This is a genomic window from Janthinobacterium sp. FW305-128, assembly GCF_020858135.1.
GTDB lineage: Bacteria > Pseudomonadota > Gammaproteobacteria > Burkholderiales > Burkholderiaceae_D > Janthinobacterium.
Genome location: NZ_JACYMK010000013.1, coordinates 85,883 through 106,481 on the forward strand (window position 1 = coordinate 85,883; position 20,599 = coordinate 106,481).

General features: G+C 61.1%; 18 protein-coding genes. 9 read left to right on the top strand and 9 right to left on the bottom strand.

All coding sequences use genetic code 11. The features are described 5' to 3' along the window. Positions 1-239 precede the first annotated feature (239 nt). The 5 genes from IGS60_RS24370 (at position 240) to IGS60_RS24390 (ending at position 6,860) form a co-directional block, all read left to right on the top strand. Entirely contained in the window at positions 240-1,553 is a 1,314-nt protein-coding gene (locus tag IGS60_RS24370) for a dicarboxylate/amino acid:cation symporter (protein ID WP_070224793.1), read from the top strand. 108 nt (positions 1,554-1,661) lie between these two features. Beyond that, positions 1,662-2,654 carry a porin gene (locus IGS60_RS24375; protein ID WP_070224794.1) on the top strand — a complete coding sequence of 331 codons (993 nt, stop codon included), beginning with the start codon at positions 1,662-1,664 and terminating at the stop codon, positions 2,652-2,654. Between the two features lie 244 nt (positions 2,655-2,898). Then, complete coding sequence (locus IGS60_RS24380) at positions 2,899-4,806, top strand: ATP-binding protein (RefSeq protein ID WP_230506448.1); 1,908 nt, start codon at positions 2,899-2,901, stop codon at positions 4,804-4,806. Next, complete coding sequence (locus IGS60_RS24385; protein WP_121670679.1) at positions 4,799-6,142, top strand: sigma-54 dependent transcriptional regulator; 1,344 nt, start codon at positions 4,799-4,801, stop codon at positions 6,140-6,142. Before IGS60_RS24380 ends, IGS60_RS24385 begins: the two co-directional genes overlap by 8 nt. A gap of 88 nt (positions 6,143-6,230) precedes the next feature. Beyond that, on the top strand, positions 6,231-6,860 hold the full coding sequence (locus IGS60_RS24390) for a hypothetical protein (RefSeq protein ID WP_121670680.1): 630 nt from the start codon (positions 6,231-6,233) through the stop codon (positions 6,858-6,860). Here the strand turns inward: IGS60_RS24390 and IGS60_RS24395 are convergent. Together IGS60_RS24395 and IGS60_RS24400 are read right to left on the bottom strand one after the other, a co-directional pair. Then, entirely contained in the window at positions 6,857-7,609 is a 753-nt protein-coding gene (locus tag IGS60_RS24395) for a metallophosphoesterase (protein WP_230506449.1), read from the bottom strand. The two genes, IGS60_RS24390 and IGS60_RS24395, sit on opposite strands and share 4 nt — an antisense overlap. Next, positions 7,606-8,172: a GNAT family N-acetyltransferase gene (locus tag IGS60_RS24400; protein WP_230506450.1), complete on the bottom strand. Its 567-nt coding sequence runs from the start codon at positions 8,170-8,172 to the stop codon at positions 7,606-7,608. The genes IGS60_RS24395 and IGS60_RS24400 overlap by 4 nt, the downstream gene beginning before the upstream one ends. Positions 8,173-8,337: 165 nt before the next feature. Between IGS60_RS24400 and IGS60_RS24405 the strand changes: the two genes are divergently transcribed. Next, on the top strand, positions 8,338-9,186 hold the full coding sequence (locus tag IGS60_RS24405) for an OprO/OprP family phosphate-selective porin (RefSeq protein ID WP_230506451.1): 849 nt from the start codon (positions 8,338-8,340) through the stop codon (positions 9,184-9,186). A gap of 6 nt (positions 9,187-9,192) precedes the next feature. Here IGS60_RS24405 and IGS60_RS24410 read toward each other — a convergent pair whose 3' ends face one another. Together IGS60_RS24410 and IGS60_RS24415 are read right to left on the bottom strand one after the other, a co-directional pair. Continuing rightward, positions 9,193-9,699 (bottom strand): GNAT family N-acetyltransferase, encoded by a 507-nt coding sequence (locus IGS60_RS24410; protein WP_139143771.1) that lies wholly within the window; start codon positions 9,697-9,699, stop codon positions 9,193-9,195. Between the two features lie 152 nt (positions 9,700-9,851). Continuing rightward, positions 9,852-10,631, bottom strand: a complete 780-nt coding sequence (locus IGS60_RS24415; protein WP_230506452.1) for an acetoin reductase — start codon at positions 10,629-10,631, stop codon at positions 9,852-9,854. 288 nt (positions 10,632-10,919) lie between these two features. Between IGS60_RS24415 and IGS60_RS24420 the strand changes: the two genes are divergently transcribed. Next, the gene (locus IGS60_RS24420) at positions 10,920-11,336 is read left to right on the top strand and encodes a hypothetical protein (RefSeq protein ID WP_230506453.1); all 417 of its coding nucleotides are present in this window, start codon (positions 10,920-10,922) and stop codon (positions 11,334-11,336) included. Here the strand turns inward: IGS60_RS24420 and IGS60_RS24425 are convergent. Together IGS60_RS24425 and ssb are read right to left on the bottom strand one after the other, a co-directional pair. After that, complete coding sequence (locus IGS60_RS24425; protein WP_070292010.1) at positions 11,333-11,812, bottom strand: DUF1203 domain-containing protein; 480 nt, start codon at positions 11,810-11,812, stop codon at positions 11,333-11,335. The genes IGS60_RS24420 and IGS60_RS24425 overlap by 4 nt on opposite strands. Positions 11,813-12,006: 194 nt before the next feature. After that, positions 12,007-12,519, bottom strand: a complete 513-nt coding sequence (ssb, locus tag IGS60_RS24430; protein WP_058050329.1) for a single-stranded DNA-binding protein — start codon at positions 12,517-12,519, stop codon at positions 12,007-12,009. A gap of 381 nt (positions 12,520-12,900) precedes the next feature. Here ssb and uvrA point away from each other — a divergent pair, with 381 nt between their 5' ends. After that, a complete protein-coding gene (gene uvrA, locus IGS60_RS24435) occupies positions 12,901-15,750 on the top strand; it encodes an excinuclease ABC subunit UvrA (RefSeq protein ID WP_230506454.1) in 2,850 nt (949 codons plus the stop codon). A gap of 67 nt (positions 15,751-15,817) precedes the next feature. Here the strand turns inward: uvrA and IGS60_RS24440 are convergent, their stop codons facing one another. Both IGS60_RS24440 and IGS60_RS24445 read right to left on the bottom strand, forming a co-directional pair. Next, positions 15,818-16,384 carry a hypothetical protein gene (locus IGS60_RS24440; protein WP_230506455.1) on the bottom strand — a complete coding sequence of 189 codons (567 nt, stop codon included), beginning with the start codon at positions 16,382-16,384 and terminating at the stop codon, positions 15,818-15,820. 150 nt (positions 16,385-16,534) lie between these two features. Further along, on the bottom strand, positions 16,535-18,406 hold the full coding sequence (locus IGS60_RS24445; protein WP_230506456.1) for a phosphoenolpyruvate carboxykinase (GTP): 1,872 nt from the start codon (positions 18,404-18,406) through the stop codon (positions 16,535-16,537). A 357-nt stretch (positions 18,407-18,763) separates the two neighbouring features. Between IGS60_RS24445 and IGS60_RS24450 the strand changes: the two genes are divergently transcribed. Continuing rightward, a complete protein-coding gene (locus IGS60_RS24450) occupies positions 18,764-19,777 on the top strand; it encodes a D-2-hydroxyacid dehydrogenase family protein (protein WP_230506457.1) in 1,014 nt (337 codons plus the stop codon). On the opposite strand, the gene IGS60_RS24455 is transcribed toward IGS60_RS24450, so the two are convergent. Then, positions 19,765-20,538: a DUF3022 domain-containing protein gene (locus tag IGS60_RS24455; RefSeq protein ID WP_230506458.1), complete on the bottom strand. Its 774-nt coding sequence runs from the start codon at positions 20,536-20,538 to the stop codon at positions 19,765-19,767. The two genes, IGS60_RS24450 and IGS60_RS24455, sit on opposite strands and share 13 nt — an antisense overlap. Positions 20,539-20,599 lie beyond the last annotated feature (61 nt).

The following is a 20,599-nucleotide window of genomic DNA, read 5'->3' on the forward strand; positions in this document are numbered from 1 at the left end:
ATATTTCGCGCAAACGTGCAAAGTTGCAACATCTAAGCAACAAAAAAGCTTCCTCAAATCAACAACTTAAGAAGTTAGGTTCCAAATTCCCATTTCAGGCATATCCTTTGCTATGTACAGGTTTTGCTGCAAATAATCGCTGGCACGCAAGGGCTTGTTTTTGAGAAATATTGACTCCAAGCTTGAGTTGCTCGCAATCAATAATCCGCTCACAGCGGCGTTTCACCGGAGGAGTCATAATGAAAAAGAAACGGCCATTAACCCTGTACATCCTGATTGCCATGATCCTCGGCATTGCCGTCGGTTATGGATGCCATTCCGCTTTCCCCGATGCGGACATGAGCAAGCAAATCGCTGGCAATATTTCCATCGTCACCGACGTCTTCCTGCGCCTGATCAAGATGATCATTGCGCTGCTGGTGTTCTCCACCCTGACGGTCGGCATCGCCCACATGGGCGACGGCAAGACGGCCGGCCGCATCGGCCTGAAAGCCATGTGCTGGTTCGTCGTCGCCTCGCTGGTCTCGCTGGCGCTGGGCATGGTGCTGTCGAACCTGATGCAGCTCGGTACCAACCTGGGCTTGCCATTGCCGGACGTACACGCTTCAACGAATCTGAAAACGGCCGCCTTCACCTTGAAAGATTTCTTCACGCACCTGGTGCCGAAGTCGCCGATCGAGGCCATGGCCAACAATGAAATCCTGCAAGTGCTGGTGTTCTCGATCTTCTTCGGCGGCGCACTGGCCGGCCTGGGCGAATCGGGCAAGACCCTGACGGCCGTCGTCGACCAGCTGGCGCAAGTCATGCTGCGCATCACCGGCACCATCATGAACCTGGCCCCACTGGCCGTGTTCGCTGCAATGGCCTCCGTCATCACCACGCACGGCCTGGGCGTACTGGTCACGTTTGCCAAGTTCATGGGCGGCTTCTACCTGGGCCTGATGTGCCTGTGGGCCCTGCTGATCGGCGCCGGCTTCGTCGTCATCGGCCCGCGCATCTTCAAGCTCGTCGGCCTGATCCGCGAACCATTCCTGCTGGCATTCTCGACGGCCAGCTCGGAAGCGGCCTATCCAAAACTGCTGACGGCGCTCGACCAGTTCGGCGTGGACCGCAAGATTTCCAGCTTCGTGTTGCCGATGGGCTACTCCTTCAATCTGGACGGCTCGATGATGTACTGCACCTTCGCCGTGCTGTTCATCGCGCAAGCCTACGGTATCGACCTGTCGATCGGCACGCAGATCACCATGCTGCTGCTGCTGATGCTGACCTCGAAAGGCATGGCCGGCGTGCCGCGCGCCTCGCTGGTGGTGATTGCCGCTACCCTGAACCAGTTCAATATTCCGGAAGCGGGCCTGCTGCTGCTGATGGGCGTCGACCAGTTCCTCGACATGGGCCGTTCGGCCACCAACGCGGTCGGCAATGCCGTCGCCACGGCCGTCGTCGCCAAGTGGGAAGGTGGCCTGGCCACCGAGGAAGAAGCAGCCGCGGCCAACGCGGCCAACCAGAACACGGAAAGCCATTGGGGCGAAGCGGATCACGCTAGCAAAGCCTGATAGCGCCATGGCCCGCCACAAGCGGGCTATTTATTTGTTGTCCATGTTGAGTAACAAGCAGTCAGGTAGTGCGATCAGTAGTCATTCCAACTTATTAGAGAGATTTTCATGAAAAAAGTCCTGTTTACCCTGCTGACCCTCGGCGCAGCCTCCACCGGCGCCATGGCCCAATCGAGCGTGACCGTCTACGGCGTGGCTGACGCCGGCCTGGTGTTCGACAAGGATGCGGCCGGAGACCGCCTGAACCGCGTCGCTTCCGGCGTCGCCTCGGGCTCGCGCATCGGCTTCAAGGGCAAGGAAGACCTGGGCGGCGGCCTGGCCGCTACCTTCGTGCTGGAAAGCGGTTTCAATATCGATACCGGCACCTCGGGCCAGGGCGGCCTGCTGTTCGGCCGTCAGGCGTATGTCGGCCTGACCGGCAGCGCCGGCGCCGTCACCTTGGGCCGCCAATATTCTCCGTACTACCTGGCCCTGCGCGACGTGGCCGATCCGTTTGTCATCGGCCTGGCCGGCACGGCGTCGAACCTGATGGTGACGAATATCCGCGTCGATAACATGGTGCAATACAGCACGCCGACCTGGAGCAAACTGTCGGCCGACCTGGCGTACGGCTTTGGCGAAGTGGCCGGCGACAACGCGAAAAACCGCAGCATGGGCGGCGCCGTGCATTACATCGATGGCCCGCTGAACGTGACCCTGACGCACCACCGCAAGGAAAATGCGCTGGCGACCCAGCAAACGCGCAACACCCTGCTGGCCACGCGCTACGACTTTGGCGTGCTGCAAGGCAACTTCGGCTACGCCGACAACCGTGCCCTCGACAACAGCAAGAGCAACGACATCCTCGTCGGCTTCAGCGCCCCGTTCGGCGCCACCAAGCTGGTCGCTTCGTACATCCGCCACAACGACAAGAGCAACCTGAACCGTGATGCCCAGCAGTGGGCCATCGGCGCGTTCTACGCCCTGTCCAAGCGCACCGACCTGTACACCGGCTATGGCCACATCAGCAACAAGAACGGCGCCACCTTCGTCGTCGGCAACGCCACCGACAATGGCACCGGCAACAGCGGTTTCAACCTCGGTATGCGTCATACGTTCTAAGGACGTCGGCCAAAATCTACTGCGCGGCGCGCTTTGCGGCCGGCGATGCTCACCGTACTAAAGTACGGTTGCGCTTCTCGGCCACAAATCACTGCCGCTCGCTACGATTTTGTCGGACGTCGAAAGGTCCGTGAAATAAATGCGTAAATGCGCAGGCCGCCGGATGCATGTCCGGCGGCTTTTTTTATGTTGAGACACATCAAGATGCGATACTGTGGGTTCTTGCAAGTTGGCAGCTGATTTTATGAATAGCAGTAACAAACCCACCCTTTCCTGGCGCCAGCGCCTGTCGCAACGGTCGGGCCGCGAAACGCTGGCCTGGGGCGTGGTGCTGGCCGCCTGCCTGGCCACCGTCTGGCTTGTGTATTTCTGGACGGAACGCATCGCCATCGGCAAGCTGCAGGCGAGCGGCGCGCAGCGCCTCGAGGTGTATGTGAGCAGCCTGGAAAACGCGCTGGAGAAATACGACTTCCTGCCCAAGACCCTGGAACTGAACCGCGACGTGATCCGCCTGCTGCAGCACCCGGAAGACCCGGTGCTGGTCGACACCGTCAACCACTACCTCGAGCAGATGAATGCCCAGGCGAAATCCTCGACGATTTTCATCAGCAACCTCGACGGCAACACGCGGGCGGCCAGCAACTGGCAGGGGCCGGACAGCTTTATTGGCGACAACATCTCGTTCCGCCCCTACGCCCAGGATGCCTTGCGCGGCACGCCGGGCCGCTTTTATGGCGTGGGCACGACGCGGCTGGAGCCCGGTTACTTCTTTGCCCACGGCATCTACCAGAATGGCCACATGCTGGGCCTGGCGACGGTGAAGGTGAACCTGGAAACCCTGGAAAAACGCTGGGTACAGGGCGCAGACAAGGTCATGCTGGCCGACGAGCACGGCGTAATCTTCCTCAGTTCCATGGCGGACTGGAAGTACAAGACCCTGGCGCCGCTGTCGCCCGCCATCGTCGAAGAACTCAACCGCACGCGCCAGTATTATTCAAAGCAGCTGGAAGCCATTCCCTTCGTTTCCGACCGCCAACTGGGCAATGGAGCGCGCGTGATCAGCGTGCGCGAGCAGGAACACGCCGACACGCCACCGAAGACCAGCTCGAGCGTCATGACGCAGATCAAGCTCAAGTCGCCGCAAGGCTGGACCTTCATTTACCTGTCCGACCTGGCGCAGGCCAAGGCCAGCGCGCGCGCGGCGGCCGCCTTCTCGTGCGTGCTGCTGGGCTTTTTCATGCTGCTGTTCTTTTACCTGCGCCAGCGGCGCGCGGCCGTGGCGCAAAAACTGCGCGCCCGCGAAGACTTGCAACATGCCTACGACAACCTGGAAGCCATGGTCGAGGAGCGCACCTCGGAACTCAACGCCATGACGCAAAGCCTGAGCCAGGAAATCGAGGTGCGCAGCAAGGCCGAACAGAAACTCCACATCACGCAGAATGAACTTTTCCAGGCTGGCAAGATGGCCGTACTGGGACAGATGTCGGCCAGCATCACGCATGAACTGAACCAGCCGCTGACGGCGCTGCGCACCATGTCCGACAATGCCGTCATTCTGCTCGAGCGGGGCCGGCTCGACGATGCGCGGCGCAACCTGGCGAAGATCTCGCAAATTGCGGCCAGGATGGGGACCATTACGGGGCAATTGAAGATCTTTGCGCGCAAATCGACGACCAGCCTGACCTCCGTCTCGATTCCCACGGCGATCAGCAACGCCCTGTTCCTGGTCGAACGCCGGCTGCAGGTGGAAAATGTGCGTTTTACGTTGCAACTGCCGCCCGAGGACATCTTCGCCATGTGCGAAAGCAACCGCCTCGAGCAGGTGCTGGTGAACCTGTACGCCAATGCGCTCGACGCCATGAACGGCAGCGAGGTGCGCAGCCTGCGCGTGGCCGTCGAGTGCACGCCCGAGCACGTGCTGATCCACGTGGCCGACACAGGGCCGGGCCTGTCGACGGAAGTGTATGAACACCTGTTCGAACCGTTCTTCACGACCAAACCGCAAGGCCTGGGACTGGGTCTGGGGCTGGCCATTTCCGAACAGATCACGCGCCAGTTCGGCGGCGTGCTGCGCGCCGAAAACGCCCCAGGCGGCGGCGCCATCTTCACCATCGAACTACAGATTGCAACGCAGGAGGAAAAACATGTTTGACGGCTTGAAGGTCTTGCTGGTCGAAGACGACCCCACCGTACGCGAAGGCAGCGAACAGGCACTGCAGCTGGCCGGCCTGGACGTGCTGGCCTTCCACTCGGCCGAACTGGCCTATAAACTGCTGACGCCCGATTTCCCCGGCATCGTCGTGAGCGACGTGCGCCTGCCCGGCATGAGCGGCCTGGAATTGCTGCAAGCGGTCAAGACGCTCGACGCCAACCTGCCCGTGATCCTCGTCACGGGCCACGGCGACATCACCATGGCCGTGCACGCCATGCGCACGGGCGCCTACGATTTCATCGAAAAACCGTATTCGTCCGACCAGCTGGTCGACGTCATCCTGCGCGCGCTGGAAACCCGGCGCCTGACCCTGGAAGTGCACAGCCTGCGCCGCCAGCTCGAGGACGGCGGCGGCATCGAAGCACGTTTATTGGGCAATTCCGTGGCGATGCGCGACATACGACGCCTGATACTCGACGTAGCAGACGAACCGGCCGACGTGCTGATCTATGGCGATACGGGCACGGGCAAGGAAATGGTGGCCCGCTGTCTGCACGACTTCAGCCACCGCCGCAAGCACAACTTTGTCGCCGTCAACTGCGGTGCGATTCCCGAAAGCATATTCGAAAGCGAAGTCTTCGGCCACGAACCGGGCGCATTTACGGGCGCGGCCAAACGGCAGGTGGGCAAGATCGAGCACGCGGACCAGGGCACGTTCTTCCTCGATGAAATCGAAAGCCTGCCCCTGTCCCTGCAAGTGAAATTGCTGCGCGTGCTCCAGGAACGCTATATCGAACGCCTGGGTTCGAACGTGCCCACACCCGTCGACGTGCGCGTCATCGCGGCGGCCAAGCTGGACCTGGAAGACTTGTCGCAGCAACAAAAATTCCGCAGCGACCTGTATTACCGTTTGAATTTGATCGTGCTGCACCTGCCGCCGCTGCGCGAACGGCGCGAAGACATTCCCATCCTGTTCGAGCACTTCGTGCTGGCCGCCGCCGCCCGCTACAACCGCGCCGCGCCCGTCGTCTCGAGCGCCCAGATGCGCAACCTGATGGCCCATTCCTGGCCCGGCAATGTGCGCGAATTGCGCAATATCGCCGACCGCTTCGTGCTCGGCATCGCCGGCGGCGCCTCGAGCCTGCTGGCGAGCGCCCAGCCCAGTCCGTTGTCGCTGGCGGAGCAAGTCAACGGCTTCGAACGCGCCCTGATCGAACAGGAACTGCGCGCATATGCGGGCAACGTCAGCGAAGTGAGCACGGTGCTCGGATTGCCGAAACAAACCTTGTATCACAAGATGCAGAAGTACAACCTGGTGGCGGAAGAATTCCGCTAGGCGTCTGGAGGAGGCGAAGCGATTCAAAAAAGCAACAAAATATTGCCGAATGGTATATATTGTTTCTTTTTGATAATTTTTAAAACCAATGAAAAAACCTGCTTTCCTCTTTTCCCTGTTGCTCTGCAGCGCCAGTTTTGCCCAGGATACCGCCACCACCGAAGCACCCGCCGCCGAAGCGGCCAGCGCGCCAGCGGCGCCGGCAACATCGGCCATCAGCCGCCTGCGCCTGTTCGGCCAGAATGGCGCCACGGCCTTCCTGTACCGCGACAGCAGCTGCATCCGCGGCATGTTCAGCGATGGCGTGGAAAAAGCCAGTGGCGGCATGAGTTCCGCCTTCGGTTCCCTGATCGGCAGTGTCAGCAATACCAGCCTGGGCATCCCGGAGACGGAAACGTCGAAAAACCTGTCGCGCAAGGATGGGATTTTCTCGAAAGCCTATTTCCGCGAATACGAAGTTCCAGCCGACAAGCCAAGCAGCCTGCGTATCGGCTTCCAGGACGTTTCGCCATTTTATGTGGTCAACGGCATCAACTATGAAACCGTCTCGCCCAGCTGCAGTGGCGACATCACCTTCACGCCGCGCGCGGGCGAAGATTACGAAGCGGCGTTCTCGTGGGAAGGCAAGCGCTGCAGCATCAGCATCAACCGGGTGATCGCCAAGGACGGCAAGACGGAACTGGTGCCCGTGCCCATCACGCGCGCGCCAAGCTGCTAAGCAACATCAAGCGGCCCGACGAATCCCGTGCGCAAGGGCACGACCCAGTCGGGCCGCCCGTTGGCCAGCGCCAGCCGGGCCGCCTTGTCCCAGTCATACTTGACCGCATGCAACTGCGCCGTCCAGGCGCCATCGGCGCCCTGTTCCGCGATGGCATAGCGCGCGTGCGGCGTGCCGTTTTCCATCACGTGCGGATAGCCGTGGTCGTCGTCGTAGGCCTGCAAGCCGACGCTGCCCGGATTGACGATCAGCCGCCCATCGGCCAGGCGCACCTGGCGCGGCATGTGCGTGTGGCCGCACAGGATCAAGGCCGCGTCGGCATCGCCGGCCCGTTCGGCCACCTCCTGCTGCGTGGCGGCGCGGCTGCCTTGCGGCGTGACGCTGTCGAGAAAATACACGAGATCGCTTGTCGGCGTGCCATGCACGAGCAGCACGTCTTTGCGCAAGCGCAAGGTGGCGGGCAGCGCCGCGATCCAGTCCAGTTGCTCAGGCAGCAGTTGCGCGCGCGCAAAAGCGTCGGACACGCCCATGCGGGCCGGGTCGCCGAACAATTGGCGCTCGTGGTTGCCGCGGATGGTGGGCAAGCCGAGCCCCATCAGGCGCGCCGCCGTGGCGCGCGGCTGCAGATGGCCCGAGACGATATCGCCCAGATTGACGGTCACGTCCACGTCACGCCGGGCGATGTCGTCCAGCACGGCCTCCAGCGCATCAAGGTTGCCGTGGATATCGGAAATGGCGGCGATTCTCATGTTCCCTCCTGTGCGCCCCATTCTGCGCGCGTCAGACGATACAGGCAATGGGTGCGCAATGCGTGTCCTGGCGGCAGGGCCGGATGCTCGAAGGTGGCAGCATCGCGGCGCATGCCCAGGCGCGCCATCAGGGTGCTCGAGCGCACGTTGGGCAAGGCCGTGAACGAGACGATCTCCGGCAGTTGCAAACGCTCGAAACCAACCTGCAGGGCGGCGTGCGCCGCTTCCTGCGCGTAACCTTGTCCCCAGTAATCGAACGCCAGACGCCAGCCGATTTCCACGCATGGCGAGCACGGCAATTGCGCGTCGGGGCTATGCAGCCCCGTCATGCCGATGAAGGCATTGTTTTCACGCAAGGTTACCGCCCATAAACCCCAGCCCCGCCCGGCGATCAATCCGCTGCAGCGCCGCGCCATAGCGTCGCTGGCGTCGCGCGACAGGGCGGCCGGGAAATATGCCATCACGCGGGGATCGGCATTCAGCGCCGCGAATGGCGCCAAGTCGCTGTCGCGCCATTGGCGCAGCAGCAAACGCGGTGTCGCCAGCTCGATGATTGCTTGCATCGTTTTCCTCTCCTCTAACCAGGACTTACATACGGTAGGACAAATCCGACGGTAATTTGCGCCGTGCGGCTACGTAATTCAAAAGTAACAATTGCTACCATTTCCTCATTGCACTGTTGCCCAAAACGTCGCGACAGTTTTCACTTTATTTTGAGGAGTTACCCCATGTCTGTCATGTCCGTGTCCACCCGCCTGTCCCCACCACGCCCGCACCACCTCGCCTTGCGCGGCGCCATGATGCTGGGCGTGCTGGGCATTGCCACGGCGGCCGCCACTGCACGGGCCGAGCCATCGCCCACGCTGGACCGTGTCAGCATCTCGGTGGGGGCGTTTTCCGCCGATCCGCGCATCAATATCGGCGCCGACACGCAATTTGGCCGCATCGACGCGCCCGAATCGAAGCAAAGCCATACGACCATCCCGCGCATCAAGGCGGACTTGCTGATCGGCGACCGCCATGGCCTGGCATTCGACTACTACCGCTACGACAAATCCTACACGCCAAGCCTGACGGGCGAGACCGTCATCAATGGCCAGCCCGTCACGGGAACGGCCACGGCAAATGCCGATCTGAAGCTGGACCTGGCCAAGCTGGCCTATAAATGGTGGCTCGGCAGCGGCAACGACACCTTGGGCATCGGTCTGGGCGCCGCCTATTACCATGCCAACCTGAACGGCACGGCCACCGGCGTCGTCAATGGCGAAACAGCCACGGCGCACGATTCCATCGGCGAGCACGCGTTTGCGCCGCTGCTGGAAGTGGGCTGGCGCCATGCCTTCACGCCGGATTTGCGCATGTATGCGGAAGCGTCGGGCATCAAGAAAAATGGCGGGCGCATCAACGGCCACATCTACGGCGGCAATATCGGCGTGGAGTGGTTCCCGTTCAAGAATATCGGTTTCGTGGCCGACTACGGCATCTCGAAAATCAAGCTGCACCGCGACAGCGAACGCGATGCCGACCTGAACATCCGCCTGACGGGACCGTCGGCATATGTGAAAGTACGCTTCTAAACCGGCTCAGGCCGCCGGTTTCAGCAAAGTCAGCTGGAACTGCGGCAAGTCCGGATCCTCGTACGCCTCGATCCTGGCAAACGGCAGGCGCGCAAATGCCTGCCGCCAGAACGCGCAGGCAGCGGCATCGGCGCGGAACGTCGCCACCAGCCACGTCTGCTCGCTGCCCAGCAGCACGCGGCGCACCACTTCCAGCGCCACGCCCCGGCGCCGGTACTTCTTCAAAATAAAGAAGTCGCTGAACTCCTGCACCGGCAGCTTGCCCGCCACGCCAGGCTCCGTGATGAAAAAGCCCGCCAGCGCACCATCGACCTCGATCCAGACGGCAGTATGCGCGGGCGCATGCACATACTCGGCCAGCCCGGCATCGCACACATCGTAGCGACCGTCGGCCAGCACGTCTTCGCCACTCCAGGCCGTATTTTCGTAGCAGTACAGCTGGAACAGCCGCGCCAGCGCCCCTTCTTCGCCGGGCGCAACGGCGCGTAATATCATGTTCTGTGCGACTGGCATGGTCCCGTCTTTCCGACGCCTGGCGTCGCTGAAAATAGCGAGTGTAGCACCGGGTCACTCATCTCCCTGCTGCATTCCAGCGCTGCATTGCCACGCCAACAGGCCGCGCTATCGGTGACAGCGCGGGCTGTTTTTTCTGCGCGGTCAATACCTCAACGGTACACGAGACCACCATCGATCAGCGGCGCCTGGCCCGTCATGTAATCGGCGTCAGGCCCTGCCAGGAAGGAAACGAGTCCCGCCACGTCATCGGGCGTCTCGGCGCGTCCCAGCGCGATGCCGTCCACAAATTTTTTATACGTCGCACCCAGCTCGGCGCCTGTCACTTCGGCCATGCGCTTGTCGATCTCGACCCACATGTCCGTGCCGACGACGCCAGGGCAATACGCGTTGACGGTGATGCCGTCGGCCGCCAGTTCCCTGGCCGCCGCCTGCGTCAGCGCGCGCACGGCAAACTTGGTGGCGCAATACACGCCCAGCAGAGCAAAGCCGTCATGCCCGGCGATGGAGCAGGCATTGATGATCTTGCCCTTCTGCTTGCGCTTCTTGAAGGTCTTGGCGGCCGCCTGGATGCCCCAGAGCGTCCCTTGCACATTGATGCGCATGATGCGGTCGACCTCTTCCGGCGTGACGTCGAGCAGCGGCTGCACTTGCGCGATGCCGGCGTTGTTGACGATGATGTCGAAGCCGCCCAGTTCCTGTTCGGCAAACGCCACCGCCGCGCTCACCTGATCGAGCTGCGACACGTCGGCAATGAAGGTGATGGCGCGGCGCCCCAGCGCGCGCACTTCGGCGGCGGCCGCGTCCAGTTTTTCCTGGTGCAGGTCGACCAGCGCGATATCGGCGCCATCCTTGGCCAGGCGCAAGGCGATGGCCTTGCCGATACCTTGCGCGGCACCCGTGACCAGCGCGACTTTTCCGGAAATACCCATTCTGCGTTCCTTTCAATACAGGGAAGAAGAGCTGCAAAACCGGTCCGGCGCAGCGGCGCCCGCGGCCAGTTCCGCATCGAAGAGACGCTTCAGCCTACCCGAAAATCGTATTTCGCCGCATCTTGAAACGTGCGCGTCCAGAAAAAGTACATAGGTCAAGAAAGGTGAAAAAACCGTCCTCGAACTGGCCATACGCGCGCTGCCGTACAGGCGCATGGCAACCGCTGGCGTAACATGGACGGCATCGCCACCGTCTGCTTATTCATCCACGTTCAAAGGAAATGCCATATGCTGCGTCGTCACCTGTCCCTTTGCCCCGGCCTGCTGCTGGCGGCCCTCGTGTTTGCCACGCCCGCCTGGAGCGCCGACCCTGTCCACAAGGAAACAGTGGAATTGTCGGCAGGCAAAGCCGCGCGCAGCGTGAAAGGCAAGATCAAGGGCTACGCCACGGCCGAATATACGTTGACAGGCAAGGCCGGCCAGACCCTCAGCGTCAAGCTGAAAACCAATCAAGCATCGAATTACTTCAACATCCGCCAGGCCGGCCAGGAGGAAGCCCTGTTCATCGGCTCGACCAGCGGCAACGCTTACCAGGCGAAACTGCCGGCCGATGGCGAGTACACGGTGCAGGTGTATTTGATGCGCAACGCGGCGCGCAGGAATGCGGTAGCCAGCTACAGTCTGGAAATGGGCTTGCGCGATTAGGCAAGGGAGTCCGCGCGGTCGATGCGCGCTGCATAACAGCCCCGCTTGGCATTGTGGACGTGGATATAACTGACGTCCGCATTGCCGAATAGTCGTGCAATGACGGCCTCGATGGCGGTGCCTTCCACCACATCGGCATCGAGCATCATGCCGTCGGCGCAATAAGCACGCAGCGACAACAAACGCCGCCGCATCGATTCCGGTACTTGATTGATGGCATCGTACACTTGCGTGGCGCCCTCGCGGACAAAAATGGCGTGGCAAGCCCGGTAAGGCGTCATGGCGGGCTGGCACACATGGTTCAACAACAGCACGGTCTCGCCCAGCGGGGCGTCCTCCAGCGTTATACGGTCAGGAAATCCGGGGTATTGGTCGACCACGTAGCGCCGCATGCCGAGCGCCGCCAGCTCGGCATCGGATAGGAAAAAAAAGGGTAGAAAGGGCTCGGGCGACAGCCCCGTAATGCGAAAATCCATGCTGTTCTCCGGCGTCGTCAAAAACACCATCAGACCAGCATCGGGACAGCGCCGCCATCCGCTTCTTGCTGCCGAATGGAACAATGCGACCCGGGATTGCCTTCTACCACCGGTGCGCATAAAAAAAGCCTGCTTCACGGATGAAGCAGGCTCTTTATCGACAGTGTCTGACGCCAGGCGTCAGAACGACGTGCTTAGAACGGAATGTCGTCATCCATATCCGAGAAGTTCGGCGCTGGCTTCGGTGCCGGGCGTGGCGCCGGTGCCGGAGCTGGACGCGGGGCTGGCGCCTGGCGCGGGGCCGGGGCGTCGTAACCGCCGCCACCACCACCGTAGCTGTCATCGCCACCGCCGGCGTCGCCGCCCATGCCGGAACGGCCGCCCAGCATTTGCATCTGTTCCGCGATGATGTCGGTTGCGTACTTCTCGACGCCGTCCTTGTCCGTGTATTTACGGGTTTGCAGACGGCCTTCGACGTAGACGGACGAGCCTTTTTTCAGGTATTGGCCGACGATTTCCGCCAGGCGGCCGAAGAACGAGATACGGTGCCACTCTGTCAATTCTTTTTGTTCGCCCGTGTTGCGGTCCTTCGATTTGTACGAAGTGGCCACGGCGATGTTGGCGATCGCGTCGCCGCTAGGCATGTAGCGGATTTCCGGGTCACGGCCCAGATTGCCGACGATGATGACTTTGTTGACTGATGCCATGAATAACTCCTGATGAACTGCAGCGGGAGCCGGTGTCCCGCGCGTTAGTTTAGTGTACTAAACGAGGATTATAAGCGACCACGCGACGCAAAGCACCCGCTTTCTGGCGGACGCCATCTCCCGTGCGGTGGCACGTTTTTTTCACGGCAGAGGAAAACAAGAAACTTGAATACTGGTATTATATACAGTATTCAAACGTCAGTACGCATCTGCATCAAACTTTGTCAGGGCACGTTCGCCCGGCGGCGCAATCCGCCCATGGACGCCTCAGGCATGCAGAGCAAAACCCGGCTATAGTTACAGGTTGACCCGTTGTGGCTCCTCATCTGCACCCAGGCACAATGCGCCGGCCGCACCACTCACTGAAAGCAAGGCAATCACATGGAACAGATCCGCATTCGCGGCGCTCGCACGCATAACCTCAAGAATATCAATCTCGATTTGCCGCGCAATAAGCTGATCGTGATTACCGGCTTGTCCGGCTCCGGCAAGTCGTCGCTGGCCTTCGATACCCTGTATGCGGAAGGCCAGCGCCGCTATGTCGAGTCGCTGTCGGCGTATGCGCGCCAGTTCCTGCAATTGATGGAAAAGCCCGATGTCGACCTGATCGAGGGGCTATCCCCCGCCATCTCCATCGAACAGAAGGCAACGTCGCACAACCCGCGCTCGACGGTGGGCACCGTGACGGAAATCCACGATTATCTGCGCCTGCTGTATGCGCGCGTGGGCACGCCCTACTGCCCCGACCATCCGGAAAACGCACTGGCCGCCCAGTCCGTGTCGCAAATGGTCGACGCCGTGCTGGCCATGCCGGAAGACACCAAGCTGATGATACTGGCGCCCGTCGTCGCCAACCGCAAGGGCGAGCACGTGGATCTGTTCGAGCAGATGCAGGCGCAGGGCTTCGTGCGCTTTCGCGTGCAGAGCGGCACGCATGCGGCCAAGATCTATGAAGTCGATGACCTCCCGAAATTAAAGAAAACGGAAAAACACACGATCGACGTCGTCATCGACCGCGTCAAGGTGAACCAGGAGATCAAGCAGCGCCTGGCGGAAAGTTTCGAAACGGCCCTGCGCCTGGCCGACGGCCGCGCCATCGCCTACGAAATGGATACCGCCCAGGAACATGTTTACTCGAACAAGTTCGCCTGCAATGTGTGTGGCTATTCCCTGCAGGAACTGGAACCGCGCTTGTTCTCGTTCAACAACCCCATGGGCGCCTGCCCCGAGTGTGACGGCCTGGGACACATTGAATTCTTTGACCCGAAACGCATCGTCGCGTTCCCGAACCTGTCGCTGGCCTCGGGCGCCGTCAAGGGCTGGGACCGCCGCAACCAGTTTTACTTCCAGATGCTGTCGAACCTGGCCGCGTATTACGAGTTCGACCTGGACATGCCGTTCGAGCAACTGGACTTGAATTCCCAGCAAGCCGTGCTGTACGGTTCCGGCAAGCAAGTGATTCCGTTCAGCTATGTCAACGAACGGGGCCGCACCGTCATCAAGGAACACACGTTCGAAGGCGTGGTCAATAATTTGCAGCGCCGCTACCGCGAGACGGATTCGATGGCCGTCAAGGAAGAATTGGCCAAGTTCATCAATGAAAAATGCTGCCCGTCCTGCGATGGGGCGCGCCTGCGCGTGGAAGCGCGCTTCGTCAAGGTCGGCACCGGCAAGCAGCAGCGCGCCATCTATGAAGTGGCGGGAAAACCGCTGCGCGAGACCCTGGAATTCTTTGAAAAACTGAAACTGACGGGTGCCAAGAAAGAAATCGCCGACAGGGTCGTCAAGGAAATCATTTCGCGTCTGAAATTCCTCAATAACGTGGGGCTCGATTACCTGTCGCTGGACCGCAGCGCCGATACGTTGTCCGGCGGCGAAGCACAACGCATCCGCCTCGCGTCGCAAATCGGCTCCGGTTTGACAGGTGTCATGTATGTGCTCGATGAGCCGTCGATCGGCTTGCATCAGCGCGATAATGACCGCCTGATCGAAACCTTGAAACACTTGCGCGACATCGGCAACAGCGTGCTGGTGGTCGAGCATGACGAAGACGCCATCCGCACGGCCGACTACATCGTCGACATGGGCATCGGCGCGGGCGTGCACGGCGGCGAGATCATCGCCGAAGGCACCCTGCAAGACATCCTGAAAAACAAGAAATCGCTGACGGCGCAGTACCTGAACGGCAAGCTGAAGATCGCCGTGCCAGCCAAGCGCCATGCGAGCAATCCGGAAAAGCAGCTGGTGATTACTGGCGCAACGGGCAACAACCTAAAAAAGGTCTCGCTGAGCTTGCCGGTGGGCCTGATGACGTGCGTCACGGGTGTGTCCGGCTCGGGCAAATCGTCGCTGGTCAACGATACCCTGTATCCGGCCCTGTCTCGCCATCTGTACGGTTCGCAGACGGAACCGGCGCCGCACGAATCGATCAGCGGCCTGGAACATTTCGACAAGGTCATTTCCGTCGACCAGGCACCGATCGGCCGCACGCCGCGCTCGAATCCCGCCACGTACACCGGCTTGTTTACGCCGATCCGCGATTTGTTCTCCACCGTGCCGACGGCCAAGGAACGCGGCTACAGCGCGGGCCGCTTCTCGTTCAACGTGAAGGGCGGACGCTGCGAAGCGTGCCAGGGCGATGGCGTGATCAAGGTCGAGATGCACTTCCTGCCCGACGTCTACGTGCCGTGCGACGTGTGCCACGGCAAGCGCTACAACCGCGAAACGCTGGAAGTGCAATACAAGGGCAAGAACATCACGGAAGTGCTGGGGATGACGGTGGAAGAGGCGCATGAATTCTTCAAGCCCGTGCCCTTGATCGCGCGCAAGCTGCAAACCCTGCTCGATGTGGGCCTCGGCTACATCAAGCTGGGCCAGAGCGCCACCACCCTGTCCGGCGGCGAAGCGCAGCGCGTGAAACTGTCGCTGGAGCTGTCCAAGCGCGACACGGGCCGCACTCTGTACATCCTCGATGAACCGACGACGGGCTTGCACTTCCACGACATCGACTTGCTGCTGAAAGTCATCCACCGCCTGCGCGACCAGGGCAACACGCTCGTCATCATCGAGCACAACCTGGACGTCATCAAGACGGCCGACTGGATCGTCGACCTGGGTCCCGAAGGCGGCGCCGGCGGCGGGCAGATCATCGCCAGCGGCACGCCGGAAGACGTGGCCGTCAATCCTGCCAGCGTGACAGGCAAGTACCTGGGACCGCTGCTCAAGCAGTAACAACAGCAGCGCAATAAAAAACGGCGCGGATTGCTCATGCAATCCGCGCCATTTTTTATTCCCGAGTCTACGGCAACGCCGGCAGGGTCACGTTTTTGTCCTTGGCTACTTCCGCAACTTTCATTTCCATATAGCTCCAGACCTTTTCCAGCGCATCATAAAAGACAACGGCCTCATCAAGTACACGGGGAGCAAGCAAACACATGCCGCGCGTCTTCTGCGCTGGGTGGTCGCTCATGGTGGCATCCCAGGACTGTATCGTCAGCACTTGAATCTTCCATCGCTCGGTCGCCTTCTTCCGGCCAGCCTCCACAGCCTTCCCGCTCTCATCCGCCCAGATATTCGTAAAGAACGTCACGGAGTCGTCGTCCGACCACACGCCGCGTTGTTTCAAGGCAGCCACCATGCCGTCCAGCTTTTTTTGATGTGCGGCCTGCTGCTGCCTGAGGCGCTCGACATTGTTCTTCATGCCTGCAGCAAATGTGTCGTCATATCGCTTGGCATAGTCCGCACTTTCACAATCCTGGCGGTGGTCGGCATGAGCGCCGCTGCCGAGCAGGCAGGCGGCCACGGTGCTAATAATGATGAGCGTGTTTTTCATTTTTCGGGCAGGCATGACAGCAATAATTTCCATATAGAAATATTATACCGACAATAAAAAACGGCGCGGATTGCTCATGCAATCCGCACCGTTTCTCTTTTTGATAGCACCCCAGTCATTGCCGGCGTGTCGTTTATCGCACGCCAGTCTTTGCCGGCGTGTTTCTCCCCCACTACTAAACGTTTACTCAGCCAGCCGCTTTTCCAGCGCAGCCTTGTGATCTGCCAATTCTTGCGGCAGATGATACGCGAGTTTTTCAAACAATTCCGTATGCAATTTCAATTCTTCCACCCACGCGGCCTTGTCGATCGAGGTGATGGTGTCGAATTGTTGTTGCGTGAATGGCAAGCCATCCCAGTTCAGGTCGCCATACTGCGGTGTCGTGCCGAACAGGTTTTCCACGCCGCCCGCCTTGCCTTCGATGCGCTCCAGCATCCATTTCAGCACGCGCATGTTGTCGCCAAAGCCAGGCCAGACGAACTTGCCTGCCTCGTCCGTGCGGAACCAGTTGACGCAGTAGATCTTCGGCAGGGCCGCCGCGTTGACTTTGCCCACCTTGACGCCCATGTCCAGCCAGTGCTGGAAGTAATCGCTCATGTTATAGCCGATAAACGGCAACATGGCAAACGGATCGCGGCGCACGACGCCCATCTGGCCCACGGCCGCAGCCGTCGTTTCCGAGCCCATGGTGGCAGCCATGTACACGCCTTCGACCCAGTTGCGCGCTTCGGTGACGAGCGGCACGGTGGTCGAGCGGCGGCCGCCGAAGATGAAGGCCGAGATCGGCACGCCGGCCGGATCGTCCCAGGCCGCGTCGATCACGGGGTTTTGCGTTGCCGCAACCGTGAAGCGTGCGTTCGGGTGCGCGGCCTTGGTGCCGGACGCCGGCGTCCAGTCCTTGCCCTGCCAGTCGATCAGGTGGCTAGGTGCTTCCTTGCTCAAGCCTTCCCACCAGACATCGCCATCGTCCGTCAGCGCCACGTTGGTGAAAATCGTGTTGTCGCGCATGGAGGCCATGCAGTTGTAATTGGTTTTTTCGTTGGTGCCCGGTGCCACGCCGAAGTAGCCGGCTTCCGGGTTGATGGCGTACAAACGGCCATCGGCGCCCGGCTTGATCCAGGCGATATCGTCGCCGATGGTGGTCACTTTCCAGCCGTTAAAACTTGCCGGCGGGATCAGCATGGCGAAGTTGGTCTTGCCGCAAGCCGACGGGAACGCTGCCGCGACATAATGCTTCTTGCCTTCCGGCGATTCCACGCCGAGGATCAGCATATGTTCGGCCAGCCAGCCCGGGTTGTTGTCCGATGCTTGCGCTTCCTGGTAGCCCATGTTCGAGGCGATGCGCAGGGCGAAACATTTCTTGCCCAGCAAGGCGTTGCCGCCGTAGCCGGAACCGAAGGACCAGATTTCGCGCGTTTCCGGGAAATGCACGATGTACTTGGTGCTGTTGCACGGCCATTTCACGTCGGCCTGGCCGGCAGCCAGCGGTGCGCCCACGCTGTGCACGCATGGAACGAATGCGCCATCGGTGCCCAGCACGTCGTACACGGCACGGCCCATGCGGGTCATGATTTTCATGTTGACGGCGACGTAAGGCGAGTCGGACAGTTCCACGCCGATGTGGGCGATTGGCGAGCCCAGCGGGCCCATCGAGAATGGCACGACGTACATGGTACGGCCGCGCATGCAGCCATCGAACAGGCCGTTCAGGGTGTGGCGCATTTCGCCAGGCTCGGTCCAGTTATTCGTCGGGCCGGCCGCTTCTTTCGTTGCCGAGCAGATATACGTGCGGTCTTCGACGCGTGCCACGTCGCTCGGGTCGGAGCAGGCCAGGTAGGAATTCGGGCGCTTGTCGGCATTGAGTTTTTTCATGGTGCCGCTGGCAACCATGTCGGCGCACAGGCGCTCGTACTCTTCTTGCGAACCGTCGCACCAGTAGATGCGGTCTGGCTTGGTCAGCGCGGCAATGTCGGCCACCCAGTTGATCAGTTTCTGTTGTTTAATATAAGCTGGGACGTTGAGTGCGGCGACGCCACCCATGACGGGCTGATTCATATTACCTCCAATACCAATAAAAGAAATTCTGGTCGTTCCGGCAAGACAGGCAGCATCGTTGAGAGGTGGCTGCGGCTCACTGCGGGCGGTGTGTTCACGCGGGCAGGGCTCTGGTGTCGTGTCCGCCGCGGCGTTCGCGCCAGCGGCATTTACCTGGATCATGCTCCCGGGATGCAGGAACAGTTTGCGCTATCACTATAATCACGAAGCTTCAAAAGTGCCGGCGATTGTACACCCGCGTAACGGCTATTCTCGCAAAAATGTAGGAGAATAGCTTGACTAATGTAGTAGGCTATTCAGCATTTCCCGTATCCTGTTATTTCCCTACCAAATCCTTACTAAAATCGGCCATCCACCATGAAAATTGCCATACTCGATGATTACCAGGATGCCGTGCGCGGCCTCGATTGCTTCCAATTGCTCGATGGCCACGAGGTCAAAGTGTTCAGCAACACGGCACGGGGCCTGGGCCAGCTGGCGATCCGCCTGGCGCCGTTCGACGCGCTGGTGCTGATCCGCGAACGCAGCAGTTTCAACCGTGCCTTGCTGTCGAAACTGCCGAACCTGAAACTGATTTCGCAAACGGGCAAGGTCAGCGGACACATCGATGTGGCGGCCGCCACCGAGCTGGGCATCGCCATCGCGGAAGGCATCGGCTCGCCCACGGCGCCGGCCGAACTGACGTGGGCGCTGATCATGGCGGCGCAGCGCAAGATCGTGCCATACGCGCAACATTTGCAGGAGGGGCTGTGGCAGACGTCGTCGCTGGAGCCAAAGCACAACACGCTCGGGACGGTATTGAAAGGGCGCACCCTGGCGATCTGGGGCTACGGCAAGATCGGCCAATTGATCGCCGGCTATGGCCGCGCCTTCGGCATGACCATCCTCGTGTGGGGCAGCGAAGCGAGCCGCGCAGCGGCCGTGGCGGCCGGCGACACGGCGGCGGTCTCGCGCGCGGCGTTCTTCGAGCAGGCCGACGTGCTGAGCTTGCATCTGCGCCTGTCCGACAAGACACGCGGCCTGGTCACAAGCGAGGATCTGGCGCGCATGAAGCCGACGTCCCTGTTCGTCAACACCAGCCGCGCCGAACTGGTGGCCGATGGCGCACTGGAAGCGGCGCTGCCACAGGGGCATCCGGGCGCCGCCGCGCTCGACGTGTTTACGGACGAGCCGCTGCCGCCAGGCTCGCCGCTACTGCTGCTGCCGAACGTGCTGGCCACGCCACACCTGGGCTACGTCGAGCGTGACAGCTATGAGCTGTATTTCCGCTACGCCTTGCAAAACATCGTCGATTTTACGCAGAATCAATGCACGCGCCTGCTCAATCCCGAAGCATTGCAGCATGCGCGCCAAGCCCCTCAGGAGCGCTGAAAGCCCTTGATCAGGTCGGGCTCGCCCGTGATGCGGATGGCGGGCGCCGACAGCACGTGCCGGCCGCGCCACAGGCCGGTCCAGCCGGGCGGCCAGGCGATGTCAGGCCCACTGTACGGCGCCACGCCGGCGCGCACGGCCACGACCGGCACGGGCGGCATGTCTTGCAAGGGTTCGCCTGGCGCGCGCTGCATGTCCAGGCTGTACATGTAATCGGGTAATAAAGCGTCGCAGACGCGGCCAAACCACTCGCTATGGTCGTCGTCGCGCCCCAGCGCCTGCGCCAGGCCTTGCGGATCGAAACGGGCCAGTGCATCGATCAACTCGCCAGTGGAAGCGCCGGGAGAGTCTCCCCAGCCCATCACGGGATTGACGTTGTAATCGGCGCCCGAGCCATACCAGCCTTCGCGCCAGGGGCGCTGCATCCAGTCGCGCGGCCCCGTAAACAAATGCCAGCGCCAGTGCAGCCCGGATGGCTTGGGCCAGGAATACAGATACAGTTTTTGATAGCCGGCCTGGTGCAGTGCGCGCACCATCGCCATCAGGCGCGCGTGCGGCATGCGGTCGGGCGGCGCGCGGCGAAACAGGATCGCTTCGCCATCGGCAAACTGCACGTCGTCGGTCGACAGGTTCAGGTCCAGGGTCCGCGCTTCGCTGCCGAAACGGGCGGCGATCCAGCCCGTCAGCAAATTGACGGACGTGATCACCCCGTAACCGCGGTGGCGGTGAAAAATGACGGTGCCGGGAGCGAGCGCTTTCATACGGAGTCGGGGGTGGCTGGCAAACAAAGAAACCAGTGTACTCACAGATGGCCAAATTTTC

Coding starts and splice junctions, on each gene's coding strand:
- IGS60_RS24410 (WP_139143771.1), bottom strand. CDS start 9,699: ATGCCAGTCGCACAGAACATGATATTACGCGCCGTTGCGCCCGGCGAA.
- IGS60_RS24400 (WP_230506450.1), bottom strand. CDS start 8,172: ATGCAAGCAATCATCGAGCTGGCGACACCGCGTTTGCTGCTGCGCCAA.
- IGS60_RS24445 (WP_230506456.1), bottom strand. CDS start 18,406: ATGAATCAGCCCGTCATGGGTGGCGTCGCCGCACTCAACGTCCCAGCT.
- IGS60_RS24395 (WP_230506449.1), bottom strand. CDS start 7,609: ATGAGAATCGCCGCCATTTCCGATATCCACGGCAACCTTGATGCGCTG.
- IGS60_RS24425 (WP_070292010.1), bottom strand. CDS start 11,812: ATGGATTTTCGCATTACGGGGCTGTCGCCCGAGCCCTTTCTACCCTTT.
- uvrA (WP_230506454.1), top strand. CDS start 12,901: ATGGAACAGATCCGCATTCGCGGCGCTCGCACGCATAACCTCAAGAAT.
- IGS60_RS24440 (WP_230506455.1), bottom strand. CDS start 16,384: ATGGAAATTATTGCTGTCATGCCTGCCCGAAAAATGAAAAACACGCTC.
- IGS60_RS24375 (WP_070224794.1), top strand. CDS start 1,662: ATGAAAAAAGTCCTGTTTACCCTGCTGACCCTCGGCGCAGCCTCCACC.
- IGS60_RS24420 (WP_230506453.1), top strand. CDS start 10,920: ATGCTGCGTCGTCACCTGTCCCTTTGCCCCGGCCTGCTGCTGGCGGCC.
- IGS60_RS24415 (WP_230506452.1), bottom strand. CDS start 10,631: ATGGGTATTTCCGGAAAAGTCGCGCTGGTCACGGGTGCCGCGCAAGGT.
- IGS60_RS24405 (WP_230506451.1), top strand. CDS start 8,338: ATGTCTGTCATGTCCGTGTCCACCCGCCTGTCCCCACCACGCCCGCAC.
- ssb (WP_058050329.1), bottom strand. CDS start 12,519: ATGGCATCAGTCAACAAAGTCATCATCGTCGGCAATCTGGGCCGTGAC.
- IGS60_RS24390 (WP_121670680.1), top strand. CDS start 6,231: ATGAAAAAACCTGCTTTCCTCTTTTCCCTGTTGCTCTGCAGCGCCAGT.
- IGS60_RS24380 (WP_230506448.1), top strand. CDS start 2,899: ATGAATAGCAGTAACAAACCCACCCTTTCCTGGCGCCAGCGCCTGTCG.
- IGS60_RS24385 (WP_121670679.1), top strand. CDS start 4,799: ATGTTTGACGGCTTGAAGGTCTTGCTGGTCGAAGACGACCCCACCGTA.
- IGS60_RS24370 (WP_070224793.1), top strand. CDS start 240: ATGAAAAAGAAACGGCCATTAACCCTGTACATCCTGATTGCCATGATC.
- IGS60_RS24455 (WP_230506458.1), bottom strand. CDS start 20,538: ATGAAAGCGCTCGCTCCCGGCACCGTCATTTTTCACCGCCACCGCGGT.
- IGS60_RS24450 (WP_230506457.1), top strand. CDS start 18,764: ATGAAAATTGCCATACTCGATGATTACCAGGATGCCGTGCGCGGCCTC.